We start from the raw sequence: 15,175 nt of genomic DNA, 5'->3' as shown, positions 1-15,175 counted from the left end.
ATATATCGCGATAAAAAGCAATATAGCTATTGCGGATTTAAGCCTGTTTCCAGGTGCCCGGTTCAATATTATCCAATGTCCAATCCCCAATGGCCCATCGCACCAACCGCAATGTGGGATGGCCCACTGCCGCCGTCATGCGCCGAACCTGTCGGTTGCGACCTTCGGTAATCGTTAATTTTATCCAGCAATCGGGAATGGATTGCCGCACCCGAATGGGCGGGTTACGCGGCCATAAAATCGGCGGGTCGATACGTTCGGCCTTTGCCGCCTTGGTCATTCCATCTTTTAACATCACGCCGCGCCGCAATATGTTCATTTCGGCATCGGCAATATGTCCTTCCACTTGCGCCAAATAAATTTTGGGCATTTTATATTTTGGTTCGGCAATATGTGATTGCAGGCGGCCATCATTGGTCAATAATAATAAACCCTCGCTATCCATATCCAACCGTCCAGCGGGATAGACGCCGGGAATGTTTATATATTGCGACAATGTTGGGCGCGACGACCCCTCTGTCCCCTTGTCGGTAAATTGGGAAAGCACACCAAAAGGTTTGTTGAACAGGATGATTTGCGGGGCGTTATGATTGGACATGACTGCCTTGTGACAGGGCGCGGGGCGCGGGGCAATATTATTCGCGCTGCGATTGATAAATAAATACATAAAATAATATCGTCGAATTGGGGCATTAAATGCTAAGCATTGCCGATGCAGTTAGAAAATTTTGATATTGATTCCTTTCTCCGCTATTATTGGCAGAAAAAGCCATGTTTGATTAAAAATCCGTGGACGGCATGGCAAAACCCCCTTGCGCCAGACGAATTGGCTGGTTTGGCATGTGAGGCAGAGGTGGAATCACGTCTTATCGTGCATGAAAATAATGGCATATATGTTGAAAATGGCCCGATAGAGGAGGCGCGATTTTCATTATTGGGGCAAAAATCATGGACTTTATTGGTTCAGGCGGTTGACCATCATGTTCCCGATGTTGCCGCCTTAATTCGGCCATTTCGTTTTATTCCTGATTGGCGGATTGATGATATAATGGTCAGCATTGCGGCCGATGGCGGCGGGGTTGGGGCGCATTATGACCAATATGATGTTTTTTTAATTCAAGGATTGGGCCGCCGCAAATGGCAAGTGGGGCAGGCATGTGATGAAAAAACGCCCTTATTGCCGCATGAACATTTGCGTTTATTGGCCGATTTTCATGTCACCGATGAATGGGTTTTGGATGCGGGTGATATATTATATGTGCCGCCGGGCGTTGCGCATAATGGGGTGGCCATTGGTGATAATTGCATGACATATTCCATTGGTTTTCGCGCGCCTTCCACTGGTGAGTTAATTGGCAATTGGTCCGATGATATTTTGGGGCAATTGACAGATGATGAGCGATATTGCGACCCGCAATTATTGCGTCAGGAAAATGCCGGCGAAATCACCCCAGTGGCGATACAGGCGCTGCATCATTTGGTGCAGCAAAAATTAAATGACAGCGCCGCCTTTGCCACATGGTTGGGTGAATATTTAAGCGCCGCCAAATATGCCGATATGGATTGGCGGCCCGAACATCCCATGAATTTGGACGAGATAAAGGCATATATTGAACAGGGCGAAAAAATATGCCGCAATGCGGCCAGCCGTTTTTTGTTCATCCACGCGGCGGATAATGCCGAAAATGTGACATTATTTGTCAATGGACATGCATATCAATGCAGTGGTGAAACCGCCCATTTTGCAAAGCATATTTGCGCCAATGATAATTTCATTTTGGACCATGTTTATGCCAAAAATGACGCGATAATGGCAATATGCCATGATTTATTTTCCAGCGGCCATTTGGCATTTTTTGATGATATATATGGCGATGAATATTTGGATGATGGCGATGAATAGGAAAAACTAACAATATTTGTCATCATGCTAACGGCGTTGTTACATGGCGCAATAGGCGGCAGGGATTATCTTCATCCTTAATCAAGGAGGAGGAAGCCATGAACCAATATCGTAAAATAATCATGCTGGGCAGTGCGGCATTATTATTCACCGCAACATCATTATTCACCACAACATCGGCCCATGCCGCAAAGGATGATCCGATTATCCTATCCAAATGCGATGCAAGTTTTGGCACGGTTGCTGTGGTGGATGGCGACACACAGGGGTGGACCAAATTTGGATTGGGCAGCCCACGTGAATTATTGGTCGCTTTGGCCAATGAATCGGGATGTTTTACCGTGCATAATCCGGCAAGCGGCGTTCCGGCGGATTTTTTAATGAATGTTATTGCCGGTGATAAGGAAGAAGTTGATCAGGGGGTTAATCTGGCCAAATCGGCGGTTACCGAGGGGCTGGTTCGGTCCGGTGCGGCGGGGTCTATTTTATCCAAAGTGCCCATTGGCGGCGCCATATTTGGCGCATTTGGCGGATTGGGTGGGAAAAAGAAAACCGTGGCCGCAGGCATAAGGATGATAAGTCCCGCAACCGGACAAACCATGGTGGCGGGCAGCGGGTCGGTAAAAAAATCCACCATATCATTAAATGGAAATGATGGATGGAATGGGGGCGCGCAATCCAGCGGATATGCCGCATCAAAGGATGGCAAAATGTTGACCGAGGCATTTATTATCGCCTTTAACAATGTGGTGGCACAGGGCGCAGGATTGACGGTAAATCCGGCAAATAATGCCGCCGCCACCCCTGCTGCATCTGCAAATGTGGCAGTGGACACAAAATTATATGCCAGCGCCGATAAAACATCCGCAGTGGTGCGGTCATTACGCGCAGGGACAGATTTAATTCCCACGGGCAATCGGCAGGGATTATTTATTGAGGTAACCGACAGCTATGGGACAAAAGGATGGGTTTCCGTTGAGGATATGCAGTAGCGACCCACTGCATCCGGCGGTAAATTGTGGGCATGGTTACAAATGTGGCCATGCCCCTTTTTTCCGCTATCAGCCAATATAAGATGGCGCATATCGGCAAGCTATTTGTAAAATAATATAAATAAACTATACATAATATATAAATTAAATGGGCGGCGAAATATGAATATTTTATATGTCGAAGATGATGAAAAGGCCGCAAGTGCCGTCATGAACCTTGCTGCATCATTTGGTGAGAATGTGGTGTGGGAAAATAATGGGACATCGGGGTTAAGCCGCGCGGCATCGCAAGAATTTGATGTAATTATTTTGGACCGCATGTTGCCGGATATGGACGGGTTAAGCGTGATTAAGCGCCTGCGCGAGGCGGGGGTTGATGTGCCGGTGTTGATGTTGTCCGCTTTGGCGCGCAGCGAAAATAGGATAGAAGGATTAGAGGCAGGGGTCGATGATTATCTGGCCAAGCCATATGAACCACAGGAATTATTGGCACGAATTAAGGCATTGGTTCGCCGTTCAACCAATCGCAGCCATAGCGCGATTATTATCTATGGCGCGTTTGAATGTCATATAAAGGCGCGAACGGCATTTCGCGACAATGTTCATATCGCGCTTAGCCCCAAGGAGTTTGAACTGTTCAAATATTTTATGGAAAATGCAGGGGAAATGGTCACACGGGATATGTTATTGCGCGATGTGTGGAACATGAATTTTGACCCGCAAACCAATGTTGTCGATGTAAATATTGGGCGGCTTCGCCGAAAATTGGAGGATGGGTTTTCCCGCCCCGCCTTGGAAACAATTTGGGGGTCGGGATATCGCCTGACCACGGGGTCTTAACATGGCGGCAATCACCTATGCTGCCCATAATGGCGGCCCAGATTATAAAAGCATATTATGATGCAAATTGACCCATTTATGAACGATAAAAAATCAACCATTTCGATATTTAGAAAGCTGACCCTATCGGCGATATTATTAAGCCTTATCGGTGTGTTGGCTTTATATTTTATCAGCTACCAACTTAGCAGCGATGCCAGCAAAAGGTCGCTTGCCTCTGCCATAGATACCGATATCGCCGGATTGGCCGATATATATGTGACCAGCGGGCGGGATGAATTGATTAAACGGCTTTCCGATCGTCAAGCATTGGTCAGTTTGGAGGGGCGCCGCGCGCATTATTTATTGGCCGATCGCAGCGGCAAAAAAATATTGGGTGATGTGGATGAATGGCCCAATTTATCGGCGCATCTTTCTGAACAGGGATATGCCACCGTCAATGGCAATGTGCCGGTTTATGCACGGGCCACATTATTGGACCGCGATTTGCAAATTTTGGTCGCACGCGAATATGAAGCGGACAGCAATATATTAAACCGTCTGAGCTGGATTTTCTTAACTGCTGGCGGGGTGATTATCATTTTGGTTGCGCTTATTTCATGGCAGGCGGCGCTGCGCCTGTCGCGGCGTGTGGGGCGGATAAATGACGGGTTTGAAAATTTTGAATTGGGCAAATATCCAGAGGATATGATTTTGGATGATGGACGGGATGAAATTGGCGAGCTGGCCCGGCATAGCGGGCGCAATCTTGCCAGATTGGCCAATATGGTCAAAACCCACCGCCATATTTCTGAACATGTGGCGCATGAAATTCGCACACCATTAATGCATTTGGACAATCGATTATTGGACATATTATCAAAAACAAAAAGCGAGGAAAAAAAGCAAAGCCTGTCGGGTGCAAGACAGGAGATAAAGAGCATTACCGCCATGTTGGATTCATTATTGGACATTGCGGCAAGTCAAGCACGAAAGGGCGATCGAGCAGGGTTGAGCGAGATAAACTTTTCCGAATTATTGACCGATTTAACCGAATTATATTTAGGCAGCATGGAGGATGCAGATGTTATATTGCATGTAAATATTGCGCCCAATATCATGCTATATGCCGAAAAAATGCAGATCAACCGCATGATATCCAATTTGCTGGACAATGCGTTAAAATATGTGCCGGCGGGCGGGCAAATTTGGGTGACATTGGCGCATGGCCCCGTTTTAACGATAGAGGATAATGGACCGGGCATTGCGCCGGATCAACGCGGCCATATTTTCGAAAGATTCCAGCGCGGCGCAGGGGTGAAGCAAACATCGGGCCATGGTCTTGGTCTTGCATTGGCAAAGGCGATTGCAGAACGTCATGCTTTGGTCATATTATTGGCGGATAGTCAGGAAGATAAAGGCAGGACGGGCGCAAAATTCATTATTAAACCACAGGAAATGAACATATGAAAATGCCGAACATCTTGCCATTTTTGGGGATTATTTCTTTATGCGGATGCGCGCAATTTGGCGGGGATAATATTGCGGTTGAAAATATTGCTGTGGTGCATGATGATATTGCCAATGCCGCCAATGGCGCAAAAGCGGCATATTATTTTGAACAGGCCGACATGGCGGCGGCGCAAAATAATATGGAAAAACTTGCCCTTTATGTCTCTGCTTTAGATGGATTGGGTGTCAGCAGCAAAAATAGCGGATTTGACGATATGGGCAATGCCGATGATCCATTGGCCCAGTGGCGGCAAATGGCGGCGATGCAATTGTCCAAATTACCACCGGTTCGGGGGCGGGCCTTGGGGATTGGTTATCGGTCGGGTTGGATTGGTCCGGGTGAAAATGTTAAAATAGAACAAATATTTTTGGCGGGGGAAAGGGCAAATATTGCCCTGTCGGCCAGTGTGAAGGGCGCATTACAATTTACGGTTTTGGACCGTGACCAAAAACAGGTTTGCAAAATCAGCAATAAAGGTCAAAATAGCTGTTCATGGCTGCCCATTTATACACAAAGATATGGGATAAATATTGGCAATAAGGCATCGCGGAAAAGCAGATATTATCTGGTCGTTGAATAGGAATATATAATTTTAATGGGTTAAATGGGGGAGTTTATTATGGGTCGGTATCAACATGGTTTATTAAGTACATTATCGCCCCTTGCCCTGATGATATTTGCCGCGTCCATGCCGCAATTGGCGCATGCATTTGCCCCGCATGATAATGAACCCGCAAATAATGCCCAGATAAAGGATAACGTATCCTTAACCGATACGACCACAGTTGAAAAGTTAACCGCCCTTTATGCCGATATGACACCCGATCAGGATCCGGCGGCTTATCGCGCCTTGGTTGAGCCAGCTTTGGAAGAGGCGCAGAGGATATTTCCCGAAAATCATCCCGAAGTGGCGCAGCGAAAAGTAGATTTAGCTATGGCATATGCCGCTGCGGGTGATTTGGAACGCGCAGGTAAAGATGTTGATCCTCTGCATAAAATATTGGAGCAGTATCGCGATAATCCCAAATATAGGCAGGCATTTCGTAATGCGCTGTCATTAAAATCATATGTGCTTAATTTCCAAAGCAAGCATGATGAGGCATTGGCGATAAACATAAATTTGGTGGCCGATTATAAAAATGACCCCAATATGTCCAAATCACGCGATTATGCGGTTTCTTTAAATAATCTGGCAGCGTCATATTTTGAACAGGGCGATTTGGAAAAGGCGCTGGATTATAATAAACAAGCCACCGAAATGGCGCGGACATTGGATAAGGTGCCAAGCGATATTGCCATATGGCTCGCCAATCGGGTGGCATATTTATATACCGCCGGACGCACCGATGATGCCATTGTTGCCGCGCAAAATGGCGTTGCCACGGGGGAGGCAAGCATTGGCGGCGACAATCCTGTCATGGCCAATTTATATGCAAATTTGGGCAGCATTTATTATCGGCAAGGCCGCCCGCGTGATTCATTTCCCATGATCCGCAGGGCGTATGAACTTGTCGAAAAAAGCGCGGGAAAACCCACACAAAATAGCGCGGCAATGCGGGTTATATATGCGCAAGCATTAAGCGAAGCGGGCCGATATGGAGATGCGATTAGTTTTTTGGACAATGCCATTCCCATTATAGACATGGCCATTGGTGAAAAAAGCGATCGTGCGTTGGTGGCGCGTGATACATTTGCCAATGCGCTGGCCAAAATGGGGCAGGTGGAACGGGCGCTTCTTTTGGCGCAATCATTGGTTGAAACGCGCGATGCTAGCCTGCCCATGGGGCATCGGGATAGGGTTAATTCGCGTGATTTATTGGCGAAAATTGCGTTTCAGGCGGGCGATTATGACCTTGCGCTTCAGGCCGCAGGGCAGGCGGTTTCGATGCGCGGCCAAATGTTACCCACACAGCATCCCGATGCATTATTATCGCGGGCCATGTTGTTAAAAGTGCAGGCCCAATTACCCGGCGCGGATAAAGAAAATATCACGGACGAAGCACAAAAATTACTGGATGAATTTATCGTTGCATCCAATATTGATTTACAGTCCGCACAGGCGAAAAGATTACGTCCCGGCTTTGCATGGCTGGCCGAAATTTTTTATAATTTGGGACAGGCGGATGATGCCTTTATCGCGCAGCAATGGGCGGCAAGAAGCAGCGTCGATGATATATTGGCCGCCGCTGCGGCAGAGCGCAGCATGGACAATGCCGCAGCAAAGACATTATTTGAACAACGGCGCGATTTATTAAATGAACGCAGTGCGATTTTGGCAAAATTAGAAGGCAATTTGCGCAAACCCGATCCCGCATTTGATATGGGCGCATTGGACAGGCAATTGGAGGATAACCGCGTAAAAATTGATGCCTTGCACCACGATATGGGCGCTCAGCAGATTGCCGCCCTGCAATTTACCGCACAGACATTAAATGCGATGCAGGCAAAATTGGGGCCCCAAAATCTTGCCTTAATTTACAGCAGGATTGATAATGGCTGGCTGTTAACCGCAGCAAATAATGACGCACATAGGCAAATTTTAATCAGTAATGACGCCGAGATAGAGGGGTTAATCACCAATGTCCGCGCGGGTTTGCAAAGTGATGCATCGGCATATGATGCGGCAGCGGCAACCAAATTATATGCCATTTTATTCCCCAAAGAAATGCAGGATTTGACCAAGGGTCGAACTGCATTGTTAATATCGGCAAATGGTAAATTGGGGGCTTTGCCATTTTCTGCGTTAATGATGGAAAATGGGCTGCAAAAGGGTGTTTCGCATCATTCCAATTATTTAATTGATAAATTTGCCATTATGCGATTTTCCGGTGCGCCGCGCGGGACGGATAATGGCTATGGACAAGAGAATGTGCAGGACAAGGACTTAGGTGATTTTTGGGCCGTTGGCGGGGTGAGCGGGAAAATATCCGGCGATAATATGGCGGTGCGGTCGGCGGAAAATATCCGCACATTATTCGATTTGCCCCAATTAACCAATGCGGCGGCGGAGCTGCGGCAGCTTGCCGATGCAATTGGCCCGAAAATATCAACCCTGTTCATTGGGCAAGATGCGACCGAGGCCAATATTCGCAGTGCGGAAATAAAACAAGGTGCGATTTTGGCCTTTGCCACCCACGGCCTTGTCTCTGGTGAGTTGGACGGGTTAAATGAACCGGCATTATTATTAACCCCGCAGGGCGGCGATGATGGATTATTATTATCCAGTGAAATTGGCAAAATGAGCCTGCCCGCCAGTTGGGTGATTTTATCAGCATGCAACACCGCCGCGCCATCGGGCATGGACGCGCCGCAGCTTTCAGGATTGGCGCAAAGTTTTTTCCAAGCAGGCGCACAACAAGTCATGGCCAGCCATTGGCGCGTGCGCGATGATATGGCGCGGCGATTAAGCGTGGCGACAATGCGCAATGCGGCCAAGGGAATGGACAGCGCACAGGCCCTGCAACATGCCATATCGCAAGTCCGCCAGGGCAAGGATGGAGAAAAGGCAGAGCAGCACCCATTTTTATGGGCGGCATTTGAAATTATTGGGCAATGATAAATCGTCAAAAAATAAATTGAAAAATTTATAATATTTTGGCGAATGCGGCGGTTCCATGCTTTGGTATATTTTGGTCCACTATATTTTGACCATGGGTCATATTTTTTAACGCATGCTCGGCCTCTGTTTCATTGGTCAAGATGATTTCCATGGTTTTGACGCATAACTCCACCCCTTCATCGGCCAAGCTATACCAAATTTGCTTACCTTCACGGCGGGTTTTGACGGTGTCTGCCCGTCTTAATGCGGCAAGTTGTTGGCTAAGTGCAGGTTGGCCGATTTCGGTCGCTGCATCAATTTCCGCGACGCTATTTTCCCCGCGAAGCAGGAAAGATAGGATCATTAAACGCTGTGGCTGCGCATAGATTTTAAGCTTTTCTGTTGCCGCATCTGCACGTTCACGGCTTTCGTAAATAAAGGTCATTTTATATCGACTTTTTGACAGAACCAATCATCATCTGCGCTAATCTCATCAGATAAAAGAGGCGTTTTTTGTAATAATTTATCGCCTGGTCGCCATCCTTCGGGGGTTAACATATTTTGGGTTTCGGTAATTTGTAACGCGGCAATAATGCGCAGCATTTCATCAACCGACCTTCCAACATCGTGCGGATAATTTGTCGTGGCACGAATGACCCCTTTTGGATCGATGAAATAGCATGTTCGCATGGCGGAGCTGTCGATGGAATGTTCATCAACCATATTATAAGCGCGGCCAATAGCCATATTGGGATCTTCGATAATTGGAAAAGGGATTTTTATTCCAAATTTACCCTCTATCGCGCGAACCCATGCAAAATGTGAATAAAGGCTATCAACAGAAAGCCCAATTAAGCCGCAGTCGAGCGCACTAAACTGCGCCGATTTTTGGGCAAGGGTAACAAATTCTGTGGTGCAAACGGGGGTAAAATCAGCCGGATGAGAAAAGAAAATAAGCCATTTGCCTCTATAATCGGAAAGCCGAATAGGACCATGTGTCGAGCGCGCCTGAAAATCAGGGGCAATGTCCCCAATGCGCAAAGTGGCGGGCGGTTGTTGCATATTATCTGACATAAATATTCTCCCCGTGCGACGTGGCATTTTTTGGTTATTGACGCAACTCATATAGTGTATTACATAGTTTATGTAAATATGAATATAAGGAGTCGTTATGACCGATATAGTGTTGCAAAATGCCGCCGAGCAGATTGAAAATCTGTTGAAAGCAGGTGAGGGAAAAAATATCCCAAAGGTTAAGGAATTTTTTGATCCCGAAACCTATACCTATTCCTATATTGTGCATGATGACGCGACCAAATGTGCCGCGATTATCGATTCTGTTTTGGATTATGATCCCGCATCGGGCCGAACATCATTTTATTCTGCGGATAAAATAATAAATTATGTTCAGCAGCAGGGGTTGGAAATAAAGTGGCTGCTTGAAACCCATGCGCATGCCGATCATTTGTCGGCTGCGCCATATTTACAGGAAAAACTGGGCGGAAAAATTGCCATTGGCGAACATATTGTCGCCGTGCAACATGTATTTGGCAATTTATTTAATGCGGGCACAGAATTTCGGCGCGATGGTAGCGATTTTGACCATTTATTTGCCGATGGCGATACATTTAAAATTGGCAATTTGGACGTCATGGTCATGCATGTTCCTGGCCATACGCCCGCCTGTATTGCTTATATAATCGGCGATGCCATTTTTATTGGGGATACGATGTTCATGCCCGATTATGGATCTGCGCGGGCCGACTTTCCAGGCGGAGATGCACGCCAACTATATAAATCAATGCGCCGTATATTATCTCTGCCGCCAGAAAGCCGGTTATTTATGTGTCATGATTATCTACCCGAAGGGCGCAGCGAATATAAGTGGCAAACCACCATATCCGAACAGCGCAAAGGCAATATTCATGCACATGATGGCATAAGCGAGGACGAATTTGTCGAAATGCGCACTGAACGGGACAAGATGCTGAATATGCCGCGCCTTATCCTACCCTCGATACAGGTTAATATGCGTGCGGGCCATTTGCCGCCAAAGGAAGATAATGGCGTGCGTTATCTTAAAATTCCATTGGACGCGGTATAATGTTGGCATCATTTCCAAATGCATTGCCCATTGAGGGGTTTATTGGTGGGCTGGCCATTGGTTTGGCGGCGGCTATCATGCTGCTTGCCCTTGGGCGTATTGCAGGGGTTAGCGGCCTTGCCGCACGGGCGGTCAATATTGCTGATGGTGGTGCGCCGCGCGGCATTGCCATTATCTTTATAATTGGCCTGCCGCTTGGTGCTTATGTCACGTCATTATTCATGGGCGCGATTGAGACAAATTACCCTGAAAGCCTGCTCATGCTCATCATTGGCGGTTTATGTGTCGGCTATGGCACAAGATTGGGTTCTGGATGCACCAGCGGGCATGGGGTTTGCGGCATGTCTCGCCTGTCGCCTCGTTCTTTAATTGCGACAATAATCTTCATGCTCTGCGGAATGATAATAGTGGCAGCTATGCGATATTTTGGGCTTATCCCCGCATGAAGATGATTGGAAAAATATAATGAAAAATATGTCTTTGGTCATTGGTTTAATTGCGGGAATGTTATTTGGTGGCGGCCTTGCCTATTCAGGGATGGCCGATCCAGCAAGGGTGCGTGGTTTTTTGGATATTTTTGGCCATTGGGATCCGACATTGGCATTTGTGATGTTCGGCGCATTATTGCCCATGGCCGGCGCGTGGCAAATCCAAAAATTGATGAAAAGGCCATTTGCTGATGTGCAATTTTCGCTGCCTGATACAAAAAAAATTGATCGAAAATTGGTGATAGGCGCGATTTTATTTGGTGCAGGTTGGGGTATTAGCGGGCTTTGCCCCGGGCCTGGCTTTGCGGGAATAGCTCTTAACCCCGCGCCGGCGCTGACATTTGTTGCTGCTTTATTATTGGGAATGGTGGCGCATAAATTTTCTACTTAATTACAATTTGATATAATGATGAAGGACATGTCATGACGAATGGCCCGCAAATTACTAAATTACATGATAAAATAAGTATATCGCCGCAAATTACGGCCGATGACATGGCCTTTATTGCAAAGGCTGGATTTAAATCCATCATTTGCAACAGACCCGATGAGGAAGATGGGGATTTCATGCGCAGCGCGCAAGCGGCCAAATTGGCAAAAGAGTTATGTATTGAATTTATATATTTACCCGTTGTGTCCGGCGCCATTACGAACGAAAATAAATTGCAGATGCAAGGCGCATTGGCATCAATCGCATCGCCAGTTTTAGCATATTGCCGTTCAGGTGCACGTTCAACCACCTTAATTAAAATGGCTAAGGAGGCTACACAAGAAACTGGTAATATATCTGAAAATAATAGCAAATTTAACATTGTGATTGTCGGTGGCGGCTCTGCGGGTATTGCCACGGCGTCCAGCATGTTGAAACGCGACAAGAAAATATCCATGGCCATCATTGAGCCAAGTGAAGACCATTATTATCAGCCCGGTTGGACAATGGTAGGCGGCGGTGCGTTTTCTGCTGAATTTACGCACCGAAAGCAAAAGGACCTGATGCCCAAAAGGGCGCATTGGATTAAATCTGCCGCGGTAAAGTTTGACCCAAATAATAATGCAGTAATAACCGCAGATGGACAGCAGATTAACTATGATGTGTTGATTATTTGCCCAGGAATAATGCTAGATTGGGATGCAATTGATGGCGCAAAGCAGGCATTGGGCAAAAATGGCGTCACATCAAATTATCGATATGATCTTGCTCCATATACATATCATTTGGTCAAAGGCATGAGTGCGGGCCGTGCGATTTTCACCCAGCCACCCATGCCTATTAAATGCGCTGGCGCGCCGCAAAAAGCGATGTATCTGTCATGCAGCAAATGGGAACGTTCTGGTGTATTGAACAATATAGATGTTCAGTTTCATAATAGCGGCGGGATGTTATTCGGTGTGCCAGAATATGTTCCTGCATTGATGGAATATGTGGCGCGATATGATGCGCAGCTTAATTTTGAATCAAAATTGGTGGCCGTTGATGGCGTGAAAAAAATCGCGACATTTGAACAAAAAAATGATGAACATGTAAAATTGATCGAACAATCATTTGATATGATACATATCGTGCCGCCGCAAAAGGCGCCTGATTTTGTCAGCAACAGCCCACTTGCCGGACAAAGCGGTTTTGTCGATGTTGATCAAGCAAGCCTATGTCATGTTAAATATAATAATATTTTCAGCCTAGGCGATGTATGCAGCGCACCCAATGCCAAAACAATGGCCGCGGCAAGAAAGCAAGCGCCTGTTGTGGCGGTAAATGCGCTGGCGGCATTAAAAGGTCAGCCGCCCATTGCTGATTATGATGGTTATGGCAGTTGCCCGTTAACGGTGGAGCGGGGTAAAATCATATTGGCGGAATTTGGCTATGGCGGTAAATTATTGCCAAGTTTCCCAAATTGGTTGATTGACGGCACGCGGCCATCGCGCCTTTCCTGGTTATTAAAAGATACAATTTTACCCCCGATATATTGGCATGGAATGTTAAAAGGGCGGGAATGGATGGTGAAACCGCATTTGATTGATCAGGGGTGAAGAAGCGATGAACTTCACCCGATATTTTCCCATTTTGATATGGGGCAAAGCATATAATAACCGCATATTTGTTAATGATGCGGTGGCCGCCATCATTGTCACAATCATGCTTATTCCGCAAAGCCTTGCCTATGCAATGCTTGCCGGTCTGCCGCCTGAAATAGGGCTTTATGCATCGATATTGCCGCTTTTAATTTATGCAATTTTTGGGAGCAGCAGAACATTGGCGGTTGGCCCAGTGGCGGTGGTATCATTAATGACATTAACCGCGGCAAGTGCCATTGCACCGCCGGGCAGCGCAGAATTTATCGCTGCGGCATTGGTACTGGCTTTTTTATCCGGCATCATTTTATTATCTATGGGGATATTAAAACTTGGCTTTTTGGCAAATTTGCTATCGCATCCTGTGGTGTCGGGTTTTATCACAGCCAGCGGAATTATTATCGCGACCAGCCAATTAAAATCCATTTTCGGGATAAAGGCCAATGGCGAAAATATGCCTGCCTTAATATCCTCCATGGCCGAAAATATTGGGTCAATAAATTATCCAACATTCCTTATCGGGATATTTGCCACCGCATTTTTATTTTGGGTCCGCAAGGGGTTAAAGCCGTTATTGATGCGTTTTGGGATGCCAGAGCATATTGCAGAATTAGTAGCAAAGGCTGGACCAATTGCGGCAGTTGCTGTTTCAACAATGGCGACAATTATATTTTCTTTAGAAGAAAAAGGCGTGAAAATAGTGGGGGATATACCCCAAAGCCTGCCCCCATTTTCGGTGCCGTTAATGAATGTTGAATTGTGGCAGCAATTGGCCGTTCCCGCATTATTGATTAGTGTTATAGGCTTTGTTGAATCGGTCAGCGTAGGCCAAACATTGGCTGCAAAAAGACGGCAGCGCATTGATCCGGATCAAGAATTAATCGGATTGGGCGCGGCAAATATATCAGCCGCATTTTCAGGGGGCTATCCGGTTACAGGCGGGTTTGCCCGTTCTGTTGTAAATTTCGATGCGGGCGCACAAACCCCGGCGGCGGGGGCATTTACGGCAATTTTCATTGCCATTGCGGCATTATTTTTCACCCCATTATTGGCATCATTACCCATTGCAACATTGGCGGCAACAATAATTGTAGCGGTGCTTAGCCTGGTTGATTTGAAAACACCTGCGGCGATTTGGAAATATTCAAAAATGGATTTTGCGGCGATTGCGGCAACCATTGGGGTTACCTTAATCGCGGGAGTAGAACCGGGTGTTATTTCGGGCGTTTTGTTAAGTCTGGCATTATTTTTGTGGCGCAGCTCTCGTCCCCATGCCGCCATTATTGGCCGCGTTCCAGAGACACAGCATTTTAGAAATATTGAACGGCACAAAGTTTTTACCGATCCGCGAATTTTGAACATTCGCATTGATGAAAGCTTGACCTATTTAAATGCGCGATGGTTAGAAGAATTTATTCTGGAACAAATTGCCGATAATATATTGGTTAGGCATGTTATTTTAATGTGCTCTGCGGTTAATGCGATTGATGCATCTGCGCTAGAAAGCATTGAGGCGATTAACCATAGGATGATTGATGCCGATATTAAATTGCATCTTTCGGAGGTAAAAGGGCCGGTGATGGATCGGTTGCAAAAGTCGCATTTTATCGAACAATTAGGCGGCAATATCTATCTTTCGCAGAATGAAGCATTTGATGCAGTAATTGCAATTGCGAATAGACAAAAAGAAGCAGAAACTCCTTTTGACCCATATCATGCAAGAGGGGTGATTTAATCAAATAAAGGTA

Annotated in this window: 14 protein-coding genes; 11 read left to right on the top strand and 3 right to left on the bottom strand. The window is 46.5% G+C overall.

Annotated features, from left to right (window positions below; genetic code table 11):
• Positions 1-37 precede the first annotated feature (37 nt).
• Positions 38-598 carry a pseudouridine synthase gene (locus tag LPB140_RS00405; protein WP_072560062.1) on the bottom strand — a complete coding sequence of 187 codons (561 nt, stop codon included), beginning with the start codon at positions 596-598 and terminating at the stop codon, positions 38-40.
• Positions 599-712: 114 nt separating this feature from the next.
• Here LPB140_RS00405 and LPB140_RS00400 point away from each other — a divergent pair, with 114 nt between their 5' ends.
• From LPB140_RS00400 to LPB140_RS00375, 6 genes are all read left to right on the top strand, one after another.
• On the top strand, positions 713-1,903 hold the full coding sequence (locus LPB140_RS00400) for a cupin domain-containing protein (RefSeq protein ID WP_072558205.1): 1,191 nt from the start codon (positions 713-715) through the stop codon (positions 1,901-1,903).
• 98 nt (positions 1,904-2,001) lie between these two features.
• Positions 2,002-2,895, top strand: coding sequence for an SH3 domain-containing protein (locus tag LPB140_RS00395; protein ID WP_232223419.1), 894 nt, complete (start codon positions 2,002-2,004; stop codon positions 2,893-2,895).
• Between the two features lie 162 nt (positions 2,896-3,057).
• Positions 3,058-3,735, top strand: a complete 678-nt coding sequence (locus tag LPB140_RS00390; protein WP_072558204.1) for a response regulator transcription factor — start codon at positions 3,058-3,060, stop codon at positions 3,733-3,735.
• 57 nt (positions 3,736-3,792) lie between these two features.
• Positions 3,793-5,184 carry a sensor histidine kinase gene (locus LPB140_RS00385; RefSeq protein WP_083549754.1) on the top strand — a complete coding sequence of 464 codons (1,392 nt, stop codon included), beginning with the start codon at positions 3,793-3,795 and terminating at the stop codon, positions 5,182-5,184.
• On the top strand, positions 5,181-5,807 hold the full coding sequence (locus tag LPB140_RS00380; RefSeq protein ID WP_072558203.1) for a hypothetical protein: 627 nt from the start codon (positions 5,181-5,183) through the stop codon (positions 5,805-5,807). Before LPB140_RS00385 ends, LPB140_RS00380 begins: the two co-directional genes overlap by 4 nt.
• 39 nt (positions 5,808-5,846) lie before the next feature.
• Positions 5,847-8,783 carry a CHAT domain-containing tetratricopeptide repeat protein gene (locus tag LPB140_RS00375; RefSeq protein WP_072558202.1) on the top strand — a complete coding sequence of 979 codons (2,937 nt, stop codon included), beginning with the start codon at positions 5,847-5,849 and terminating at the stop codon, positions 8,781-8,783.
• A 28-nt stretch (positions 8,784-8,811) separates the two neighbouring features.
• Here LPB140_RS00375 and LPB140_RS00370 read toward each other — a convergent pair whose 3' ends face one another.
• The gene (locus LPB140_RS00370; RefSeq protein WP_072558201.1) at positions 8,812-9,210 is read right to left on the bottom strand and encodes an ArsR/SmtB family transcription factor; all 399 of its coding nucleotides are present in this window, start codon (positions 9,208-9,210) and stop codon (positions 8,812-8,814) included.
• A complete protein-coding gene (locus tag LPB140_RS00365) occupies positions 9,207-9,839 on the bottom strand; it encodes a peroxiredoxin (RefSeq protein ID WP_072558200.1) in 633 nt (210 codons plus the stop codon). The genes LPB140_RS00370 and LPB140_RS00365 overlap by 4 nt, the downstream gene beginning before the upstream one ends.
• 97 nt (positions 9,840-9,936) lie before the next feature.
• Between LPB140_RS00365 and LPB140_RS00360 the strand changes: the two genes are divergently transcribed.
• Genes LPB140_RS00360 through LPB140_RS00340 form a run of 5 tightly spaced genes read left to right on the top strand, consistent with a single transcriptional unit; the run spans position 9,937 to position 15,162 of the window.
• Positions 9,937-10,869, top strand: coding sequence for an MBL fold metallo-hydrolase (locus tag LPB140_RS00360; RefSeq protein WP_072558199.1), 933 nt, complete (start codon positions 9,937-9,939; stop codon positions 10,867-10,869).
• Entirely contained in the window at positions 10,869-11,315 is a 447-nt protein-coding gene (locus LPB140_RS00355; RefSeq protein ID WP_072558198.1) for a YeeE/YedE family protein, read from the top strand. The genes LPB140_RS00360 and LPB140_RS00355 overlap by 1 nt, the downstream gene beginning before the upstream one ends.
• 28 nt (positions 11,316-11,343) lie before the next feature.
• A complete protein-coding gene (locus LPB140_RS00350; protein ID WP_083550428.1) occupies positions 11,344-11,748 on the top strand; it encodes a DUF6691 family protein in 405 nt (134 codons plus the stop codon).
• Between the two features lie 32 nt (positions 11,749-11,780).
• Positions 11,781-13,385, top strand: coding sequence for a bifunctional protein tyrosine phosphatase family protein/NAD(P)/FAD-dependent oxidoreductase (locus LPB140_RS00345; protein WP_072558197.1), 1,605 nt, complete (start codon positions 11,781-11,783; stop codon positions 13,383-13,385).
• Positions 13,372-15,162 (top strand): SulP family inorganic anion transporter, encoded by a 1,791-nt coding sequence (locus LPB140_RS00340; RefSeq protein ID WP_232223418.1) that lies wholly within the window; start codon positions 13,372-13,374, stop codon positions 15,160-15,162. Before LPB140_RS00345 ends, LPB140_RS00340 begins: the two co-directional genes overlap by 14 nt.
• The last annotated feature ends 13 nt before the right edge of the window (positions 15,163-15,175 follow it).

It is taken from the genome of Sphingorhabdus lutea (assembly GCF_001889025.1).
Taxonomy (GTDB): Bacteria; Pseudomonadota; Alphaproteobacteria; order Sphingomonadales; family Sphingomonadaceae; genus Sphingorhabdus_B; species Sphingorhabdus_B lutea.
This window is presented reverse-complemented; position numbering and strand designations above follow the sequence as displayed.